The organism is Homoserinimonas sp. A447 (assembly GCF_054489325.1).
The window spans coordinates 3,066,626-3,086,104 of sequence record NZ_JBTMWW010000001.1; the positions used below are offsets into that span (position 1 = coordinate 3,066,626).

General features: G+C 61.2%; 18 protein-coding genes. 9 read left to right on the forward strand and 9 right to left on the reverse strand.

Annotation, left to right across the window (positions count from 1 at the left end):
- Positions 1 to 27 precede the first annotated feature (27 nt).
- Complete coding sequence (locus ACX3O0_RS15215; RefSeq protein WP_459108286.1) at positions 28 to 312, forward strand: hypothetical protein; 285 nt, start codon at positions 28 to 30, stop codon at positions 310 to 312.
- Positions 313 to 330: 18 nt separating this feature from the next.
- Here ACX3O0_RS15215 and ACX3O0_RS15220 read toward each other — a convergent pair whose 3' ends face one another.
- The gene (locus tag ACX3O0_RS15220; protein ID WP_459108287.1) at positions 331 to 852 is read right to left on the reverse strand and encodes a VanZ family protein; all 522 of its coding nucleotides are present in this window, start codon (positions 850 to 852) and stop codon (positions 331 to 333) included.
- A gap of 96 nt (positions 853 to 948) precedes the next feature.
- Here ACX3O0_RS15220 and ACX3O0_RS15225 point away from each other — a divergent pair, with 96 nt between their 5' ends.
- The gene (locus ACX3O0_RS15225; RefSeq protein ID WP_459108288.1) at positions 949 to 1,428 is read left to right on the forward strand and encodes an 8-oxo-dGTP diphosphatase; all 480 of its coding nucleotides are present in this window, start codon (positions 949 to 951) and stop codon (positions 1,426 to 1,428) included.
- Between the two features lie 125 nt (positions 1,429 to 1,553).
- On the opposite strand, the gene ACX3O0_RS15230 is transcribed toward ACX3O0_RS15225, so the two are convergent.
- From ACX3O0_RS15230 to ACX3O0_RS15240, 3 genes are all read right to left on the reverse strand, one after another.
- Positions 1,554 to 2,450 carry an oxygenase MpaB family protein gene (locus ACX3O0_RS15230; RefSeq protein ID WP_459108289.1) on the reverse strand — a complete coding sequence of 299 codons (897 nt, stop codon included), beginning with the start codon at positions 2,448 to 2,450 and terminating at the stop codon, positions 1,554 to 1,556.
- A 68-nt stretch (positions 2,451 to 2,518) separates the two neighbouring features.
- On the reverse strand, positions 2,519 to 3,349 hold the full coding sequence (locus ACX3O0_RS15235; protein WP_459108290.1) for an endonuclease/exonuclease/phosphatase family protein: 831 nt from the start codon (positions 3,347 to 3,349) through the stop codon (positions 2,519 to 2,521).
- 128 nt (positions 3,350 to 3,477) lie between these two features.
- Positions 3,478 to 3,786, reverse strand: a complete 309-nt coding sequence (locus ACX3O0_RS15240; RefSeq protein ID WP_459092642.1) for a hypothetical protein — start codon at positions 3,784 to 3,786, stop codon at positions 3,478 to 3,480.
- Positions 3,787 to 3,998: 212 nt separating this feature from the next.
- On the opposite strand from ACX3O0_RS15240, the gene ACX3O0_RS15245 reads away from it, so the two are divergent.
- The 3 genes from ACX3O0_RS15245 to ACX3O0_RS15255 are packed head-to-tail and all read left to right on the forward strand — an operon-like array spanning position 3,999 to position 6,450.
- Entirely contained in the window at positions 3,999 to 4,334 is a 336-nt protein-coding gene (locus ACX3O0_RS15245) for a DUF4234 domain-containing protein (protein WP_459108291.1), read from the forward strand.
- Positions 4,335 to 4,336: 2 nt separating this feature from the next.
- Positions 4,337 to 5,167, forward strand: coding sequence for a nuclease-related domain-containing protein (locus ACX3O0_RS15250; RefSeq protein ID WP_459108292.1), 831 nt, complete (start codon positions 4,337 to 4,339; stop codon positions 5,165 to 5,167).
- Positions 5,168 to 5,211: 44 nt separating this feature from the next.
- On the forward strand, positions 5,212 to 6,450 hold the full coding sequence (locus tag ACX3O0_RS15255; RefSeq protein ID WP_459108293.1) for an exonuclease domain-containing protein: 1,239 nt from the start codon (positions 5,212 to 5,214) through the stop codon (positions 6,448 to 6,450).
- Between the two features lie 22 nt (positions 6,451 to 6,472).
- On the opposite strand, the gene ACX3O0_RS15260 is transcribed toward ACX3O0_RS15255, so the two are convergent.
- Both ACX3O0_RS15260 and ACX3O0_RS15265 read right to left on the reverse strand, forming a co-directional pair.
- Entirely contained in the window at positions 6,473 to 6,907 is a 435-nt protein-coding gene (locus ACX3O0_RS15260; protein ID WP_459108294.1) for a DUF2510 domain-containing protein, read from the reverse strand.
- Positions 6,908 to 7,011: 104 nt separating this feature from the next.
- Positions 7,012 to 7,206, reverse strand: coding sequence for a hypothetical protein (locus tag ACX3O0_RS15265; protein ID WP_459108295.1), 195 nt, complete (start codon positions 7,204 to 7,206; stop codon positions 7,012 to 7,014).
- Positions 7,207 to 7,423: 217 nt separating this feature from the next.
- On the opposite strand from ACX3O0_RS15265, the gene ACX3O0_RS15270 reads away from it, so the two are divergent.
- Both ACX3O0_RS15270 and ACX3O0_RS15275 read left to right on the forward strand, forming a co-directional pair.
- A complete protein-coding gene (locus ACX3O0_RS15270) occupies positions 7,424 to 7,684 on the forward strand; it encodes a hypothetical protein (RefSeq protein WP_459108296.1) in 261 nt (86 codons plus the stop codon).
- Between the two features lie 25 nt (positions 7,685 to 7,709).
- Positions 7,710 to 8,486 carry a hypothetical protein gene (locus tag ACX3O0_RS15275; RefSeq protein ID WP_459108297.1) on the forward strand — a complete coding sequence of 259 codons (777 nt, stop codon included), beginning with the start codon at positions 7,710 to 7,712 and terminating at the stop codon, positions 8,484 to 8,486.
- A 31-nt stretch (positions 8,487 to 8,517) separates the two neighbouring features.
- On the opposite strand, the gene ACX3O0_RS15280 is transcribed toward ACX3O0_RS15275, so the two are convergent.
- Positions 8,518 to 9,402 carry an HNH endonuclease gene (locus ACX3O0_RS15280; RefSeq protein WP_459108298.1) on the reverse strand — a complete coding sequence of 295 codons (885 nt, stop codon included), beginning with the start codon at positions 9,400 to 9,402 and terminating at the stop codon, positions 8,518 to 8,520.
- Between the two features lie 12 nt (positions 9,403 to 9,414).
- Complete coding sequence (locus ACX3O0_RS15285; protein WP_459108299.1) at positions 9,415 to 12,195, reverse strand: UvrD-helicase domain-containing protein; 2,781 nt, start codon at positions 12,193 to 12,195, stop codon at positions 9,415 to 9,417.
- A gap of 133 nt (positions 12,196 to 12,328) precedes the next feature.
- Here ACX3O0_RS15285 and ACX3O0_RS15290 point away from each other — a divergent pair, with 133 nt between their 5' ends.
- Together ACX3O0_RS15290 and ACX3O0_RS15295 are read left to right on the forward strand one after the other, a co-directional pair.
- A complete protein-coding gene (locus tag ACX3O0_RS15290) occupies positions 12,329 to 14,434 on the forward strand; it encodes a nucleotide exchange factor GrpE (protein ID WP_459108300.1) in 2,106 nt (701 codons plus the stop codon).
- On the forward strand, positions 14,435 to 16,090 hold the full coding sequence (locus tag ACX3O0_RS15295; RefSeq protein ID WP_459108301.1) for an Hsp70 family protein: 1,656 nt from the start codon (positions 14,435 to 14,437) through the stop codon (positions 16,088 to 16,090).
- Positions 16,091 to 16,093: 3 nt separating this feature from the next.
- Here the strand turns inward: ACX3O0_RS15295 and ACX3O0_RS15300 are convergent, their stop codons facing one another.
- Positions 16,094 to 19,462: a DEAD/DEAH box helicase gene (locus tag ACX3O0_RS15300; protein WP_459108302.1), complete on the reverse strand. Its 3,369-nt coding sequence runs from the start codon at positions 19,460 to 19,462 to the stop codon at positions 16,094 to 16,096.
- Positions 19,463 to 19,479 lie beyond the last annotated feature (17 nt).

A 19,479-nucleotide genomic window follows, 5' to 3' on the forward strand; every position in this document is an offset into this window, starting at 1 on the left:
GGAGCCCAGCCCGCGTAGGCTTTCCCCATGAAACGCATCGACTACTACGGACGCTCCTTCACCGTCTCGGACACCTTCGCGGATGCCCTGGTCGGCTACGTAAATCGCCGTGTCGAGAGTGGACTGCCACTCGGCGAGTTCATCCCGGTGCGATGTTTCACCACCGACCCGGATGCCATGGTCGAGGTCACCATCCAGTTGGTGTCCGGAGTTCCGCTGCTCATTTACCCGGCGGATGTGACGTTCATCGGTGCCGAGATCGTGGACGACCCCGAGGTGCTCGCGCGTCTCACTGGCTCCGCCCAAGCCTGACGACGAAGCGCGCTCAGTTCACCGTGTTTCGCCGATAGCGCGAGCTCGATGCGGCGCCGATCGGGCAGCGAGGATCAGCAAGGCGACGCACGCCCCGAGCACCGCACCGATGCCGTTCAGGATCAAGTCATCGATGTCGGAGATCCTTCCGGTAATCGACTGCACCACCTCGATCACCGCCGAGAGCCCGAAACCGACGATTGCGGCGACCAGGATGCGACGCCGCCTGGTCACCAGCGCTACCAGCCACCCGAGCGGGACGAACATTGCCACATTCCCGACCACATTGCCCAGACCAAAGGGATGCTCGGGGGCGGTCAGTTGCTGGTTGATCGTCCACCCGGGGATGAGGTTCGGCACGCCGTTTCCGGTCGCGGACCCGAGCAGGGTGAGCCCCAGGATCGCAACGACTGTCAGGGCGATGAGCCAGCGCGCCCAAGCGCGGGTGCGAGGCGAATCGATCACCGTCAGAACGACAAGCGCGACCAGCACGATGATGGCCGCCGCAGCGAAGGGGATCGGACTGAACCAGATGCGCATCGAGCCATCGTCCCACGTGTCCCTAATCGTGGGTTGAGTAGGCCGCTCGCGGCCGTATCGAAACCTCATCCACCGCACCTGCGCCACACTTAACCCATGCCCCTCCCCGAGGTCTGCGTCACCTACCTGCTGCGCGAGTCGCCGGCCGGCACCGAGGTGCTTCTCGGGCGCAAGAAGTTCGGCCTCGGCGAGGGCAACCTGGTCGGCCCCGGCGGCAAGCTGGAGCCGGGGGAGTCTCCGGCGGATGCTGCGGTGCGGGAGGCGCGCGAAGAGGTGGGCGTCAGCATCCGCCCTGGGTCGCTGATGCTGGTGGGCGAGCTGACGTATCCCTTCACTCATCACCCGAATTTCAGCCAGAAGTCGTGGGCGTTCGTGTGCCGCGAGTGGGAGGGCGAGCCGGCCGAGTCGGACGAGCTGGCGCCGGAGTGGCACCTGCTCGCCGACATTCCGCTCGACCGCATGTGGGACGACGCGAAGCACTGGCTGCCGCGGGCGCTGACCGGCCAGTTCGTGCGCGCCACCTTCATCTTCGGGGCGGATGCTCGGACGGTCGAGTCCTCGGACTACCGTCCCTGAGGCTGGTCGAGCTTGCTCCCTCTTGCTGGTCGAGTAGCCCGCGAGCGCAGCGAGCAGGCGTAGGTCCCCTGAGTAGGTCGCTTCGCGACCGTATCGAAGGGTCGAGACCCCCTACGGGCGACCCGTCACCGTGCATCCGCCGTCTCCAGCCGCTCGATCCGCCGACGGGCGGCCTCCTCCGAGGTGGAGATGCCACCAAGCACGAGTTGGAGCGCGCCCAGCATCACCCGGGTGGCCGTGACGGCGGGCAGCCAGGTGCGTCGGAGGCCGAGCATGGCGCGGTACCGGCGCGGCAGCGAGGCGACGGCTCCGGCGAACATGATGCGGTAGGCCGGTTTCATGGTTCTGGTCAGCGGCGGGTTGCGGATGAATCCGACCACTTCGGCGACCCGCTCGTCGTAGCGGAGCTCGCCAGAGTACGCGTCGAGCCCGTCCCGCAGCTCGGCTTCACTTCGCGGTGGGTTGGGGACGCCGAGCAGATCGCCGGCGGTGGCCCACTCGCGCACGTACTGGTCGGCACCGCCGGGGATCGGTCCACCCCAGAGCTGGTGGCAGGCGAGGAACGAGTCTGCGAACACCAGGTGCACCCAGCGGAGCAGTGCCGAGTCGCTGGCGGCATAGCTGCGCTCGTTGCCGGCGTTGTCGACGTATGTCCCGCGCACACGGTCGTGAAAGCGCTCGACCCGTGCCGTTTCGGCGCGGGCGAGTTCGGTGTCTGCGTAGGTGACGGTGACCAGCCACTTGACGGTGCCGGAGAGCCGGCCGAGCGCATCCTCCTGGTAGCGCGACCAGTCGTGCACGCCTGCCATGGCACCCGGATGCAGCGCCTGCAGCAGCAGGGAGCGGATACCGGCGACCATGGTCGGCAGCCCGCCATGAACGGCCCACGCCGCGGATCCCGGCCCGAAATAGCCGGCGTCGTCGCCGTGCTCGATTTTGTCCACCCAGGGCGGTAGGCCGTCGTCGTCGCCAGTGAGAGTGCTGAGCACATTGGAGCGCCAGCGGTTCGAGAACCCAGCCATGCCCTCACATTACGTCCTGCTCCTTAGAGCGGGTCGAGCTTGTCGAGACCAATCGAGCTTGTCGAGATTCAGCCGGGTACCGAAAGACTCACAACCGCCTGCACCGCTGCATGATCCGACGGCCACCCTTTCTCGTACCGGCTCACGTTGATCGCGGCTTTCTCCACGGTGATGCCGGGGGTCACGAGAATCCAGTCGATGCGTTTCCGGTCGTGCTCCGGCTGGCGGTAGTCCAGAAACGTCCCCCACACCTCGGTGAGGCGTTTCTGCGTGACATCCCACGTGTCGACGAGTAGTCCTTCCCCGGTGAGGGCGTCGTAGGGGTCGGTGTCAGCATCCGTGTTGAAGTCGCCGGTCATGATCGTGGGAAGCGTCGAGGCGGACACGATCTGTCGAAGCGCGTCGGCGGATCGCAACCGCGAGCTGCGCGACTTGTGGTCGAGGTGCGTGTTCACCGCCTGGAACTCGATGCCAGTGTCGAGGTCGCGCATGGTCGCGTCGACGACGATGCGCGGTACGCGGTTGCCCCACGAGGTGGAGCCGGGCACGTCCGGGGTGTCGGACAGCGCCGTCTGCCGCCACGAAAGCACCCGTAGCCGCCGGGAGTCGTAGAAGATCGGGCAACCCTCGCCGCCGGTGTTGGCTTCGCGGCCGTGTCCGATGGAGCGGTAGTGCTCGCCGAGCGTGTGGCGCACGAACCCGGCCTGGTCGAACAGGGCTTCCTGCACGCCGAGCAGCGCGGGCTGTTCCGCCTGGAGCAGTCGCCGAAGCAGCGGCTGGCGGTGTACCCACCGGTCGGGGCTGCGCGGCATGAGGTGCGGAAGGCGGCGGCGGATGTTGTAGGTCATCACATGCAGACCCGGTGCGGCGACGGGGCCGATGAGCGCCGTATCCGTCATCCCCCGAGCCTAAGCGCGTCCGCCCTTAAAGCGGGTCGAGCTTGGGGCCACGCCGCCGGTTCCGAACGATGCGGCAGCATCGGTCGGCCGTGCCGGTGGGGAGCGAGGCCAAACCGCACCCGGACCGTCTACCGCGGGTCTGTGCCGAACACATGCCGCGATAGCGCCTGAATATCGCGGTCCATGTTCTCAAGCTTCACGTTGATGATCTCGAACTTGGCGTCGACTCGTGATTCCATGGCAGTGAACCGCGCTTCCATGGCTTCGAACCGCGCATCCATGATCTCGCTTAGGGCAGTGAACCGCGCGTCCATAGTGCCAAATCGTGCGTTCATCGTGCGGTTGAAGTTCGTGGTGACGATGCCGATCAGGCTGAAGAACGCAGCGGCGAAAACGCCGATGAGTACCCATACCTGTGGTTCGGTCAGTTCGATCACCTTCCTATTGTCGCCTCGCGGTGACTGCAAAGCTAGGGGAGTTGTCGTTGGGCGTTGGCGCGCGCGGGACTTGTGTGAAGTTCTCGCCGATCCGCTGGCTGTGGAGGATGCCAGTCGAGCGCCGGCATCGCCCCTAACGGGGGCTGTGTCGCGCGAGAGATCCTCAATACGGTGAGTCGAGTATGCCTACCCACCCCGATCAGAGGATTTCCGTGAAACGTCGTAGCCCCGCCGCCCCCTTGCTTCTCCCGTTCGTCACCTTCGGCATCTATTCGATCGTCTGGTACGTCAAGACGAAGAACGAGATGAACCAGTCTGGAACCAGGATCCCGAGCGCGTGGTTGCTCATCGTTCCGATCGGCAACATTGTGTGGATCTGGAAGTACGCGGTCGGTGTCGAGCAGTTCACAAGCAACCGGATGGGTCGCCACGGCGCGTTCTGGCTGCTGCTCCTGCTCGGCCTAATCGGTAGTGCCATCGTGCAGAGTTCCTTCAACGGCGCACTCAGCAACTCCGTCAACACGGAAGCGGTTGCGGCTGTTGCCTGACCGTGTTTGAGCACTCCACAGAACTGCACGACCTGAGCCGGCGCCCCGCCGGCTACTCGGTCGTGCTCGAATGCCTCGCCCAACAGCAGCTCGCTGTGCCGCGCTCGAAGCTCAAGCGCATCCTAGGTTTCCGGCCGTTGCATCCGGATGCCTGGCCCTGGTTTGCCGGTGCCCTCGGTGAGATGCACGTCGGCCGCATTCTCGCGAAGCTGGGTCCGGAATGGCTGGTGCTTCATGCTGTTCCCGTGGGCGACAAGGATACGGACATCGACCACGTGGTGATCGGTCCGGCGGGCGCGTTCACCATCAACACGAAGCACCACCGTGGCGTGAAAGTCTGGGTATCGCCGAAGGTGCTGATGGTCGCCGGACAGAAGATGGATCATCTGCGCAATTCCCGTTCCGAGGCGAAGAGCGCCTCGAAGCGACTCTTGGCGGCGCTGGGCGTCAACGTCCCCGTGCACCCGCTCATTGTCGTCGTCGGTGCGAGTGACCTCACGATCAAAGAGCGTCCGGACGACGTGACGGTCGTCACCGATGCTCAGCTGTTGCGCTGGCTCCGACGTCAGAAGCCGGCCGTCGATGAGGCCACGCTGGCGCAGTTAAGACAAGTTGCTTCGACTGCACGCTTCTGGCATGACACGGCGGATGCCACGGTCGACCCGGCACACCTGGTCACCTTCGCCGCGCTTCAGGCGGAGGACATCCAGGCTCGCCGACGTCGAGTCGGGTGGATGCTGCTGGTGCTCGCCGGTGCCGCAGTGGCGCTCGCTCTCGCAGGACCCTCCCTCATCGCCGCTCTCATTCAGGTCTTCACAGGGGCTCTGACCTAGGGACGGCAGCGATACAGTGACCTCAACCCGATAGGAGCATCACCATGCCTGGACCCGGTTTCGCCGTCATCGACTTCGAGACCACCGGCCTTTCGCCCGCGAAGCACGACCGTGTGATCGAGGTCGCCGTCGTGCACGTCGATGAGCACGGTCGCGTGGAGGGTCAGTGGGAGACACTCATCAATCCGGGGCGTGACCTGGGGCGGCAAGACATCCATCGCATCCGTGCTTCGGACATCATGCACGCGCCCTCTTTCGAGCAGATAGCGCCGCAGCTCATCGACCTGCTGACCGGACGCGTTCTGGTCGCCCACAACGCCAGCTTCGACACCCGGTTCCTGGTGGCAGAGCTCGAACGTGCCGGCTACGAGGTGGAGCCACCGGCCGCCCTGTGCACCATGCAGCTGGCACGCGAGTACCTGCCCGGTGCTGGGCGTTCCCTTTCCGATTGCTGCGCCGCCCTCGATATCGACCTAATCGATGCGCACCGCGCATCCGTCGACGCGTTGGCGACCGCCCAGCTGCTGGGTGCCTACATTGAGTCGACGGATGATCGTGAGTTCTGGTTCTCGCATATCAGCGCCGCGCTCGACCAGGGCTGGCCGCCTGCCTCCGTCGTCTCGGTGGAGTGGATGCCGCGGCCGTCGTTCGCGCAGCCGGTGGAGGTGACGGCGCAGTCGTTCCTCGGCCGCATCACGATCAAGATGCCAGAGTACGCGGGCCCCGCTGAATGCCTCAACTACCTGGCGCTGCTCGACAGTTGCCTGCTCGATCGGCACCTGTCGGCCCACGAGGCCGAGGCGCTGGTGGCACTCGCAGAAGACCTTGGCATCGACCGCACGACGGTCGAAACCCTGCACCTCGAGTACTTCGAGGAGCTCACCAAGGTGGCGTGGGCGGACGGCGTGCTGACGACTGCTGAGATGGCCGACCTTGTCGAGGTGGGCAACCTGCTCGACGTGCCGACGGCCACGATCGCTCGGGCCTTCGAAGCTCCCGTAGTTCCGCCCACTCCGCTTGTCGAGCTTGTCGAGACCCGCCGTGCCTTCGCCCTCACCCCCGGCGACCTAATAGTCCTCACCGGCGAGATGATCCGTCCCCGCTCCGATTGGGACGCTCACCTCATGTCCCTCGGGTTCACCCCCTGGAATGCGGTCACGAAGAAGGTGCGGCTTCTCGTCGCCGCCGACCCAGATTCACTATCGGGGAAGGCATGCAAGGCACGCGACTATGGCATCCCGATCGTGGATGAGGCCGGGCTGGAGCGACTGCTTGCTGGCTGAGTTTCCCACTCATGCCATCGCCCTAGCTGAACGCGATGAGCGCGAACGCGATTAATCCAACAATGCCCACAATGATTCCGCCAATTGCGGTTCCGCGTCCGTGAGTCCTGTAGCCGTCGCGTTCTAGTTCATGTGATTTCGCAAGTCCGATTGCGGAGAACACGATGCCGAGAATGCTTAGAATCGCGAACGGGTTGATCAAGAAGGCGACGAGAGCGAGTACGAGGCCGGTGTACGCCATCGAATTGTTCTTGCGGATCTCCTTGTCTTTGTCCCCACGGGACAGGGTCTGGACAGGCTCTTGATGCTGATTAGCGAATGGTACGTACGGCTCCGGCGTAGGCGGCGGCGCGGGGTCAACACGCTTCTGATGCTCCGTCCATTTTGAACCGTCCCACCAGCGAGACTGCTGCGCATCCTGTGGATCGCTATACCAACCGGGGCTGGGCATCGTCATCTTCATCTCCGTTCGTCTCTGTCCGAGAGCGGGTGGTTCGATTCGGCGATCGCTGGCCGCCCGCACGGCGAGACACTCGTTTGCTGTTCTCGGTTCGTCGGCAGCTATTCCCCGATTGGCCAATCATCGTGAGCCGCTGCTGGAGGCTGGCGCCGTGTCCATTTGTGATGGTCCCGAAGCCCGTGGCTGACGGCCACTCGTACGAGGCCGTAGAACACGAGGAGGGTGACGGCTGTAATGAGCAGCGGAATCAGCAGCCCGAGCATTCCGAACACTGGCAGGTAGTCCATGAGTGTCATCATGGCAGTTTTGCAAGATAATTGAGAGAAACTAGGCGTTGACCCTCCTAATCGTGGAGTTGCAGCGCACTAGTTCAGCTAGCGCCGGCAAGCCGAACGAATTCAAGGTTCAATCGAGTCAATGAGTCACGGTGCCCGATACTAGCTCTAGCCATACTCAGGGTACTTTGGTACCTTTGCATACGCGTCAAATGTTGCCCACCGGAAGTGAACTCAAATGCCAGCCCTCAGCCCCATCAAAGTCGACGCTGCAACCGACAAGCGAATCGCCGATGCTGCACACTTCCTCGGGCGAACGAAGAAGGACATCGTCGACGCAGCTGTACGCGACTATGTGGATTCGCATCGCGACGAGATCAATGAGGGCATACGTGCTTCCTTGTCGCGACTAGATGGAACCCGCGCATCCGTCGTCTCCGAAATCTCCGGTTTGAGCCGTGACGAGCTAGACGATCTTGGTGGAGTTCCCGAGCGTTGACGGTGGCTGACGGTACGGTCCAGGCATGCCTGACGCCGTACGACCGACCAAACGATGCCTCACCGACCTCTCTGCTCCCATTCCTGACCTCAGCGTCAGATTGAGCGAGGTCGACCACGCGCTGGTTTCAAAGGCACAACAGCTTCCGAACGAAATCCACAGCGGTGGTGGGGATCGAGTGCGTGCACTAACTGACCGCATCTGGTTCAAAGTAAAGACAGGTCCGTGGCGCGGCGCTGGCTCAGATCTAAGCGATGAGCTTCCGCAGGAAGCTTTGAAGCTGGGTCAGAGGTGGTGGCTTGGTGCAGGCGGAGCCCGTCAGGCTGATTCTTCGCAACGCGACTTCTACGCACAGCTCTCGGTCGCAGCGCACCGGGACGGACCACACTCGTGCTCTACGGAGTTCCTGCTCCCAACTAAATGGGACATTCAGCGCCTTGTCGCTGAAGCAACCTTCAGCGCACTGTCGCTGATGGAAGGGCTAGTTCGAAAGGCAGCCGTTGAATCGCTCTTGAACTCGGACATTCGGTCCTTTGTCTTCGGTGACAGGGACGTCCGCGTTCGCATCAAGGTCCAGAACGACGGTCAGGCATATGTCGCGATTGGCGCCACCGGTTCACTCGACGTCACCTTTTTCGTCGCGCTTGTGTCGGCAATTCCAGGCGTCCCTCCTGGTGATTGGTTGCCTGAGCCGGAGGGTGGCCTCGGTATCGAGCCGGCTCCGGGCGAGGTGGTCTGGTCAGCGATGCTCGCCGCGGACGCACAAGCGCAGTTGTTAGCTTTCGAGACGTATTCCGAGTAATGCGGAGGGTCAGCATGACCGCGACTGCGGGTTACGCCGCAAACTCAGCAAACCGCGACGCAAGAGCCTCCTGCGAAGGGCGATCGGCCCGCTTGACGGGAAGCGTCAACGGCCGCCCGTGCATGTCCTGCAGTCCGTGCCTCAGCATGGGCCCGTCGATCTCGTTCAGCAGGTCGGCGTCAATCCGCACTTCATAGTCGGGCGTGATTCCGAGCAGGTTCCGGTCGTACGCGGCGTGGTGGATCTTGCAGAGCGCAATTCCGTTGGTCACGCGTGCAAGACCATTCACATCCGTGTCGCCGATGATGTGAGCGGCATCGAGCAGGTCCGCGTGTTTGAGGCTGCAGACCGCACACGTCGTGACGTAGGCATGCATCACCCGAGCACGGAATACCGGCTGGTGCAGTCGTTGGCGCACCATGCGCTCCGCATACCGGCGCTCATCCGTCGTCATGTGCAGCGGATCACCGAAGAATCGCATGGTCTCGTCCAGACCTACCAGGAACTGTCGCGAGACCTGGTCGTCAGCCACGATGTACACCGGGTAGTAGGCGACGAATGCTCCTGGGCGGCTTCCCTGCAGGTAGACGAGCGGATCCTTCTGCTCGAATGCCCGCCGCAGTTTGACGTTGTCCCCGCCGTCTCGCGATTGATACGCGTACCGCACGATTCCGTCGGCGCTGATCGTCTCGTCGCCGTACGGACTCTTCACGCTGGACATGATGGTCAGAGTGGAGTCAAAATCGCGAGGGTTGCGGATGCCACGGGCCGTGTCGAGCAGTGGTATCCGCTCGTTCCCGAAGTGGTAGCCCTCCAACTCGGCGCGTGTGAGCTCCGATTGGCCTGAACCCAGTTTCGTGTCGAGCCAGCGAAAGATGTCCTCCCGGATGATTCGCTGCTCGGCCTCGGACCTCATGAGTCATTGCTATCACGAGAATCGCTCGGCGTCCCGAAGGGCAGCTTCTGCCTCAGCTTCCTTCATTGTTTGCCGACACTTCGGGAAGTTGGAGCATCCGTGGAACCGTCCGTGCTTGCTTGTCCGCGGCACCATGACGCCATCGGCGCATGCCGGACAGTGGACGACGCTCGACTGGGCGCCGCCAGCCAACGTGAGCGGGATGCCCTGCTCCTTGACTAATTCCACGAGGAACTTTGATTCGCGATGGCGAACCGTCACCAAGGTGACCGCCCTTCGCGCGCGTGTGAGGGCCACGTAGAACAGGCGCCGCTCTTCCGCGTGAGGGAATCCTTCCCCTGCCGGCATCGCTAGCCGCAGGACCGGGTCATCCGCAGCCTTGCTTGGGAACGCGGCCTTGTCACGAGTAAGTCCGGGGATGATGACGTAGTCAGCCTCGAGCCCTTTCGATGCGTGGATTGTCGAGAATCGCACGTCGAGGTGTGCCAATTGCTTCAGCGCCGAGTGCGGGACGAGACTTTCTTGGTGGCGATAGCGCCCCAGGATGAAGACGGATGCCTTTCCGCCACGTCCAGGCGGAGCAGTCCCGGATGCGATGCGGTCGTTCAACTCCGCGAGGTGCATCCGAATGGTTCCGCTCACTTGATCGTCGTCAACTGCTGCGATTGCGACGATGCTTGGCGAATGCTCAGGGGTCGACGACATGACACGCTTCGGAAGCTGACTGGGGTTCTTGGCCACAAACTTGCTGGAGACGTCACAGAGCGACTGGGAACAACGGAACGTCCGTTGCAGTCGCAGCACTTCGCCCTCGCCGAACCATTCTTCAAATCCCGTCATGACTGACAAGTCAGCGCCGGCGAACCGGTTAATGCTCTGCCAGTCGTCACCGACCGCAAACAAATACCTTCCAGGCTGGTTCACGAGGGCACGGGCCAGCCGTGCTCTCGCGTAGCTGGCATCCTGCATCTCGTCGATCATGACCAACCGGAAGGGATTCTGCCATTGGCCGGACTCGACGTGGTCGGCGGCGAGGTTCAGCATGTCCTCGAAGTCGATGCTGTCGCTGAGGCGAAGCTCTTCTTCCCAGCGGTCGCGGATGGCCTGATAGAGCCGAAGGAACATCTCCTGCCGGAACCGTGTCTGTTGCCGTGACAACGATCCGGCACGGTCGACGAGCTCGCTGTCACTGAGTTGGTTGCTCTTCGCGTGAATCATGAACGAACGGAATGTGCCAACGAGCCGCTCGGCGTCGATCGGTTGTTGCCCGACGATAGGGCGCTCAGGGTTGGGGTCGAGTTCGATCCCTCGGCTGGTCAGTTCGTCCCGCAGATGTGCGAAGGCGGAACCGTCCCAGAGGTGCGCCATGGTCGTTTCAATCACTGTCGTGCCACGCTCAGCGTGAAGCCGCCGTTTCCATGCGACCCCTTCCGCATAGCCTACGAACTGCTCGGGCGCGTGACCGTGCTCGTCAAGCGCATAGTGCTCGTGATAAACGTCAATCGTGGGGTAATAGAAGTCAGGTTTGTACTGCCGGTGCTCCGCATCGGCAGTGTCCGTCTCGTATGGTCGCTCATACTCGTACTCGACACCGTTGTAGTAGAGCCAGTCGGCGATCATCCGCTCGCCTTGAGACTTCACGACCTCGTTTCGGAGGGTGCGGAATCCTTCTCGTCGTTGGGCGGCATCCCAGCCGTCGGGCTCGTTCTCTTCTTCGCCGAAGTCGGGCAGCTCGCGACTGAACACCATGCGGAACAGATCCCACTCAGTACGGAACCTTTCGTCGCTATCCCGGAGCAAGTCCACGATTTGAGCGAGCTTCTCGATATCTCCACCCGCCCTTTCCACCCACGGCGCGAGGCTGGGTTTGCGGCCGGTGGCCTGCCCGATCACGCTGAGCCCGAACGAGTGAAACGTGCGCGCCACGATGCGGTCGGCTGCGAGACCAAGTGGAGAGAGACGTTCGGTTATCCGCTCCTGCAGCTCGGTTGCCGCCTTGCTGTTGAAAGCCAGCATGAGCACCTGGTCGGGCGTAACGATGCCGCGGTAGACGGCGTACCCGGCCTTCGCGATCATCGTCGAGGTCTTGCCTGACCCTGCTGCCGCAATCAGCTGCACTCGATTGTCAAAGCACACCACCGCCAACGTCTGCTCGTCGGTAAGGGGCGAACGCTCGACGTTGTCGAAAAACGATCGGAGGTTACCCTGCTCCTCTTCGACGAAGCGGTCATTCCATTTGAAGACGTACTCGGCGAGGTTGGACGTCCACAGGTCAATTGCCTCCAGAATGTCACCAGGTTGATCAACCCGATGGGCTGCTAACTCCGGCAGCTCGAGCAACTCGCCGAACCTTCCTGCCGGCTTCGACTGTTGCCAGACCGCTGTGAACTCTCGCGTCAGCCATCCGCTGGCATTTTGATGTGTCGTGGCCGCTGAGAAGAAGTCGCGCGCCCAGTCCCGGACGACCAACCCGAGAAGGTCGAACTCTCGGGCTAGTTGCGCCAGACGGATGCTGGCAAGCACCCTGTCGCGCTCCCTCTCGATGGCATCGCGCAGGTCACGTGCACCAGCCGGGGACAGGCCGCGTAACCGGAGCGGTGACTGCCCACCCCACTCAACGCTTGACGACCCGAGACCGGGCCGAATTCGAGTGCGGCCGATGTCAGCGAGTGGAATACATCTGACGGCGCCATCGTCGCGAATGACGAGCTCATCGCCGATCAGCTCTGCCCGCCATGCGGAAGCACGCGTGATGCGCGCTCCCCACCTTGATGGCGTCCACGATGATGCCACTGCTGATCCCCCGATCATCCCCTGGGTGCAGCCTAATGCAGCCCACGTTGACCGTTGGAAGGCGCTTCCAATGCACCGCGTAGCCATGCGCCGGGTGCGAGGGGCGCTGTGCTGGGCTCAATAGGATTGGCAAATGACCGGCTTTGAGGTGCTCATAAGGAAACCGACATCATCAGCGAACGTTGCTGTGGGGCGGGTGATCTCGAGCCCGGCACAGACCCTAAAGGTGGTCGACTGGGGAGACGGTAACCCCGTGGAGGTGAAGCTTGGACCAGAGTTCGCTCCGGCGCGGGCCGGCTCTGTTCGTTACCTGCAATATACGAGACCGGACATGCTGAAGGAACTGCTGACGAACGACCCGAAACGGCTCTTTGTTCTCGTACTGGCAGAGCTGCGGAAGGCAACCACCGCGAAGGACCTCATTACTGCCGTTGCCTCGCACGATCTCGATCGAGGTCGCGTATCGGCGGTGTGGAAGAAAATCGGTCCCACTTTTCATGAGCTGAGCGGGGTCGAGCGTAGCCACGCTAAAACACCCACCTACAAATGGAGCAGGTCGGAGATCCCGTATGTTGCCGTTGAGAATCTCGTCCCCGAGACTCCGCTGTCCATGCCTAGCATTTCGGCGGCAGAAGTGAAGCTTGAGTCGATTGATGATTCCAGTCAAGACCCGCCCATTGAGCGGGACGTCCCTGATCAGCAGGCTCCCATCCGAGACATGGGCACAGGCAACCTACCGAAGGCCATGGAGCGCTTTCTCCAAGAGCCCAGCGAAGTCTCACGCGGTGAGATCCGTTCCGCCATGTCAGGTGAGGTAGGGGTTGGGACGAAGCTCTTGCTCAGCACCCTTCTGGGAGAGGACCTGAATATTGCTGATGCCGATTCCTCGGAGCTGGCGGAGCGTCCCATCAGGGTTGCGATTGATATACCTCCGCTCAACACGACGATAATCAACGGCCTGTTGGCGAAGTCACCTGAACCTAGGGAGACGCTCTGGCCCGTGTTGTTGGCGCACTCGGGTGCAGCTCGGTCCCAACTCAAGGATGATCCAAGTTTCCGCGATTGGCTTCAAAGCCCAGCGTTCGCTAAAACGACTTCCGCCATGATGCGCGAGGTCAATACTGCTGCACCTGACTCGCTGCTCGCGGAGCGCTTAATTGGCGCAATGAACCTGGCGCTCGCATCATCAAAAAACCTCGGTGCCTTGAGTGATCCCGCGCTCGCCGAGATGCTCGACGGGATATCCGCGGTTGAGTCGCGGGAATCGGACCAACTGCGCTCTTCGCTTGCGAAGGTGCTTGTGGAAAGGTGGAAGCAGGAACCGCTAAGCGGGCTGCAAAGAGCGGAACTCGAACTATTTCATGCGCGGCTCGCCCGCGGAATTCGCCCGATGCCGTTTGAAGGCCGAGGTGGACGTTCTTCGCTGACTGCAGCAGTCTTCCGGCGGGATCCGAAGGAAGCCTCGAAAGCCCGCTGGTGGGTCGGCTTCGACTTTGCAGCGCTTGCCGACGTTGGAGACGGCGTTTTGTCGCAAGCGCTTAATAGCGATGAGATCCTCCGCTCGGTCGTCGTCCCCGTCGTCGAACGAGAGCTCGACGCCGCAACGACTCGACGGGGATTGATGAACATCCTGGCGGCATCGTCCACAGTCGCTGGAGTCGTGACCGGGGAGCGAGTCGATAAGAAACTCCGCGAAATAGCCAGTGTCGACTCCAGAGTCGACTCGTGGCGCCAGGCGCTTCGGCAGGCAGCGTACGTCGAGCAGCTGGAAGTTAAGCTCCGTGAAGCAGAGTCCGACGCGGCGCGTGCTCGTACATCGGAAGCTGAGGCGAGGGACAGGGAGGTCGGGCTGCAGGGGGCGAATGACCTGCTAACAAGCAAGTTGGCGCAGGCCTCCACTGCGCACTCTGGAATTCGAAATCAAGAGCTTCGCCAAGCCCAGATCGATGCCGTACGTGCGCTGGCGCAAGCGGCTTCCCTGGTCGAAAGCGAAATATCGAAGCTTGAGTCGCAGGAGATGGTGACCCGGCTCCAGAGCTTCCTCGCACGTCAGGGAGTCGAAAAGATCGGGTCTGCCGGCAGTGTGGAACCGTTCGATCCAGAGCGACACGACGCTCCGGGAGCCAGGCCCGATGTCGGAGAACCGGCTCATGTCGTGCGCTCAGGCTATAACTGGAGAACACCCGAAGAGGAAGTTCTGCTCATGAAAGCGCGGGTCGTTAAGCCAGAAGGAGAATAGATGTCAGCAGAGGGTGTGCGCGGAGTCGACTTTGGGACGTCGACTTCATGGGTCGCCGAATCGACAGTGTTTGGCCCCCAAATTGTTCCGGTGGGCAGGGCTGAGCGGTGGTTTCCCTCGATTGTTGGCATTGATGGCGCTGCCTGGCTTGTCGGGGAAGAGTCGGGCGTGCTCCCGGAGGAACAACTCGTTCGCTCTGTTAAGCGGCTGATCACCCAGCGCGATGACACCGCGGTCGTGTCAAACGGCATTGCTGAAGTCGAAGTTGATGCCAACGAAGTGATCGTCGCAATCTTGACCGCATTGTCCGAATCTGCGGATGCGAACCAAGCGCCTCTCAACGTACCGGGGAGCATACGTCTCGGATGCCCTGCGATCTGGGATGGCGAGCAGCGCAAGAGGTTCATTCACCTAGCGAATAAGGCTGGCATCGCAGTTGGAGACAGCACCCTGATCGACGAACCAATTGCAGCGGGTGTTGCGTGGGTTGGGGAGATGCTTCGACGTCGGCAGACGGTTCATGGCAAAGTGTTGGTGTTCGACATGGGGGGCGGAACCCTCGACGTCGCGGTAATCGAGGTCGACGCGCGCTCTGATCGAGAACCAGGCATATCCGTACAAGCGGCTGACGGACTCGACGAGGCTGGCGATGATCTGGATGTTGGCATTGTGCGTGACCTCGAAGCCAAGTATGAGGCAGCCGGATTCTTCATCGACGCATTACCGCAACGCGACGACGTTCGAGCATGGGTTAGAGCAGCTGCAAGCCACGCCAAGGTCGAGCTCGGCTCGTCACTCGATGTCCCAGTAGTTGTCGATTTTCCGGATGTGGACGTCCCAATTGTCAATTACAGCCGTGAAGAACTGGAGACCGTGTTCGAGCCTCAACTCGACAGGGCGATGGAGGTCGTGGCTCGGGCGCTTCGAGCCGCGCTGATGGTGCAGGTCGCGGGGAGGCAGGACTCGACGACGCTCACGCCAGCTGAAGCTCGCGCGCGTACCCCTGAACAACTGATGAAAGGGGTGAGCTATGTGATCCTGGCGGGAGGCATGGCAAAGGTCCCCGCTGTCCTCAAACGCATGACGATGCATTTTCCCCCGGATGCCGTCTACATCGGCGCCAGTGATGATCCGTCACAGACCATCGTCGCTGGACTCGCAGAGCCCGAGTCATACGAGCGACTGAACCTCCATCGACCAGGCTTCGATTTCGCGCTGGAGTGGGAAGACGAATCAGGCGAGACCATGAGCGACCTTGTATACGCTGCCTACTCTCGCCTATACACGGAGCATGACGTGTTTCATCGGAACTCGACCAAATACTCCTGGAACCCCGCAAGCGGCTCTCTCCCCGCACAGGGTCGAGGCATGGTGAAGGTGAAGTCAGTGAGTGGGGTGCCCATTACGTTCCGGTTCGAGGGCGCGGATGCCGAGGGGATAGTTTTCGACTTTGGCCACGTCACTCCGCACATCAGTTTGGAGCCCAGTGGGCGTGTGTTCATCCGGGATGGCATGGGTCGACAATCTTCTGTCCGAATATCCCAATGGCCCGTAATCCGCGGAGTGGGTTTCGAAGCGATAACCGTTGTACGAGATGAGACCAAGGAAAGAAAAGGAGTGCCTGAACTCGTTTGGCATCAAAAACCATACGACTGAGAATCAGGCGTGCACCACGATCGTTGCGGCTAGCTCCACGCTGAGCGTCAGATGCCGCTTGTCCTCATACCGGCTACGGATCTCTTCTTTATTCTGTGTGAGGTTTCTGATGCGACCTTCGAACATCCGGCTCAGGCTCGATTCGGATCGTTCCGAGCGGTGCCGAATCAGTTGATCCTGGGCTCGATCAAGCTTTATCGAAACAGAGTTGAGCTCCGAACTGATGCGGGCGTCGACAAGGGCTGAATTGTCCTGGCCGCGTTCCAGTCGCACGTGCGCTTGCCGCTGCGACACGATCCGTTCAAGCTCCCGTGACAACGCTGAGAGGGCCGGTGGCACTGAGGTTGTATCCGTGGCGAGCGTTCCTTCGGCCAGCTCGACCATGAGCTGATCTTCGACGTCCTCATTTCGCAAGCCTTTTTCAACGTCGATGGCTGTGACCCAGAGTTCGCACAAGTCCCGCACTCCACTAGACCGCACGATGTCGATGCGCGCTAAGTATTTGCGGCCCCCAACGTCAGACGACTTTAGTCTGACCGAACCGAATCGCTGCAAGCGATGAGGTTCTAGCCCCAGTTGGTGGGTCGCCAGTCTGATCAACGGATGCCGCGCGGTGATGAGCTCACAATTCAAATCCTGGGCAACCTCGGGGCTTGTCGCAATGATGATGGGAATAGAGTCTCTCAACTGACCCGCCAGCTTCCCGAAGCCGATCATGGTGCCCCGGTCTGTGCGAGGCACTTCGCGTAGAGCAATAGAGAGGGACTGGGTGCCGCGAAACGTGAAGAGATTCTCCCTAGCGCCGTCGCTGAGAGATCCCCCGTACTTGTCGACCAGAAAGCGAAGTAGCCGCTCCAGCTCGGAACTGCCAATGTAGCGTCCGCTGGTAGGCCCATCGGGAGTCATGCCGTCAACGTCGAGTTGGGACACGGTTGTCAGCACGCCGCTTGATTCTTCAAGCTGACTCAAGTCGTCTTTCCTGCGTTCGGTGGCCACCGCCAATCGATCAATCTCAGCGGCCATCTGAGCGGGGGTCAGCCTCACATCCAGCACGCGCTCGTTGATCTCCCGCATGGTGTCCCGCATGATCGGTTCTAGGTCTCCAATGGACCGCTCGAACACGCCGATTCGGTTATAGAGTCGCTCGATGATGTCGCTTTCGATGGTTCCCGGCACGTGCATATTGAAGATGAAGATCTTCTCGAACTTCTGCCCAAATCGGTCCAGCCGGCCGATTCTCTGCTCCACCTGCATCGGGTTCCATGGAAGGTCGTAATTCACGAGCACGTTACAAAATTCGAAGTCGAGCCCTTCGGAGCCAACCTGATTCGCCACCAGGATGTCGAAATCCCCGCGCCTGAAGCTTTGGATGATCGCCTCTCGGTCCTCCATCGGCACTCCGCCGTGCAGCAGACGAGCCGAAAATTCTGAGCCGAGGCGGCGTGCGAGATACTCGACGGTGCCCTTGAAGAAGGAGAAGATGAGCACCTGCGTCATTCCGTTGGCACGCGCTATCTTCAGGCGCTCATATAGTGCGTCGAACTTGGAATCGTGGGTGATTCGCGTAGCCAACGCTGAAGTGTTTGTTCCGTGCCAGTCGTCGACTGCTTCGGCATCCTCTTCCCAGAAGTCGTAACCAACGTCATCGTCGCTAGAAGTCCAAGATTCTTTCTGCCAGAGGCGCTCCTGTGCTACAGGAATACAGCTGGACGCTTGGCGAAGCGGCATCTGCATGGCGAACCCGAGCGGCAAGTTGCGACTCAAAGCGAGCTGGCGGTAGTGCTCGTGAATTCCGTCGTAGAAAGCACGCTCCTGTTCGGTCCATTTCACATCGATTTGTTCGGCGATCCTTATCGCTTTCCTGTTCGGCACGTCCACTTTGCGGGTTCGGCTAAGAACTCCTCCCAGCGTGTTTAGTTCCGCCACCATGCGCTTGATCGCGGCGACCTCACCGTGCTCAATCGGCCTATTTCCGCTCAGCGTCTCCCGAAGCCTCCTGAAGTCAGGGCGCCGAGAGATCGCTTCACCGTGTTCCATGGCCGGAATCGACTCCAGTTCCAAGCGAGCGATTTGGCGCGAACGGGTAGTCACCGAACTAACGTTGCGTGCGATCGCGTTCAGCGCGCGATTGGGTTCGAGCTGACCTTCAAATATCTCCCGGTCCGGGAAGCCTCCTTCGTCTAGTAGGTTCACCAAGTTGAACAGGTCTTCGGAACCGAGATTTAGCGGAGTGGCTGACAGGAATACCAGGTAGTCAGCCCAGTCGGACAGCAGGTTTCCCACATGGTAGGACCGTGACGAACGATTGCGGAGCACATGTGCCTCGTCGACGATCGCAAAGTCGAAATGCGGGTTCAACTCTGCGAGATCTGCTAGAAGTTCGGGCGCTCCACGGAGCGCTTCGATGGAGATAATGCCGAGGAGGTCAGGATCTTGGTCGTCACGGAGCTGTTGTGCGAATTCCCTCATGTCGGATGCTTTGAGTATCGGAAGCGGTCGCATGAATCGACGCTCCATTTCTTGCTTCCATTTCACTTGCAGCGACGCAGGGACGACCACCAACCCTCGCCGAATAGGTGCGCGTTGCTCGAGTTCGGTCCAAATGAGTCCCGCCTCGATTGTCTTGCCGAGGCCCACTTCGTCGGCTATGAGTAGGCGTCCGGTTGATGACGTAAGAATTTTCAGTGCAGGGATGAACTGATATGGCTGAAATGTCGTCTTGGTGGCGGCATACGAGTAGAGCATGTCGGTCAACGGATAATTCAGCTTGAGCCACGTCAGGAGCATTGCGATGTCATCGGCTGTGGCCGGTTCCCGCGAGAGCCAAAACTCCGGTGAGCTTGGGTCACCGATCACTACCTCGAGATCGTCCGCATCGAAGGATTGGATCGTGTCCTTGAGCTCCACTTCAACCAGGTGACGCGAATCTTGGCGTGTCACGCGCCGTACACGCCCTATGACCTTCTGTGACAGTGGCCTGACGAGGTCGCCGGCTGCAATGGGAGCCGAGCCGAGGAATTGGCGAGCGTTAGCCCAGTGGTCAGTAAAGAGGTCCCGCGCACTTCCTAGGTGACTGTCATCTGTGCGGTACTTGCCGTGAGTGGCCTCCGTCTCAGGGCGGGCGTCATAGACCAGCACGCCGTGAACCGTCCCGTCAATGTCCGCAAGGTAGACACCATCGTGCAGCAGCCTACTTGCAGTCAGGGAATCGACGGTACGAGTGTCACCAACGGCTATCGATTCAAGTCGCTTCGCATCGAGATCCGTGCATCGCCCGACAACAAGAACTGAATACGGCTTCAGTTGAGCAAGCCAACTCCAACCGTCGTCACCGTGCGGTCGATAAGCGAGGTCGGCACCGTCATCGAGCATGAGCAATCTCCGAAATC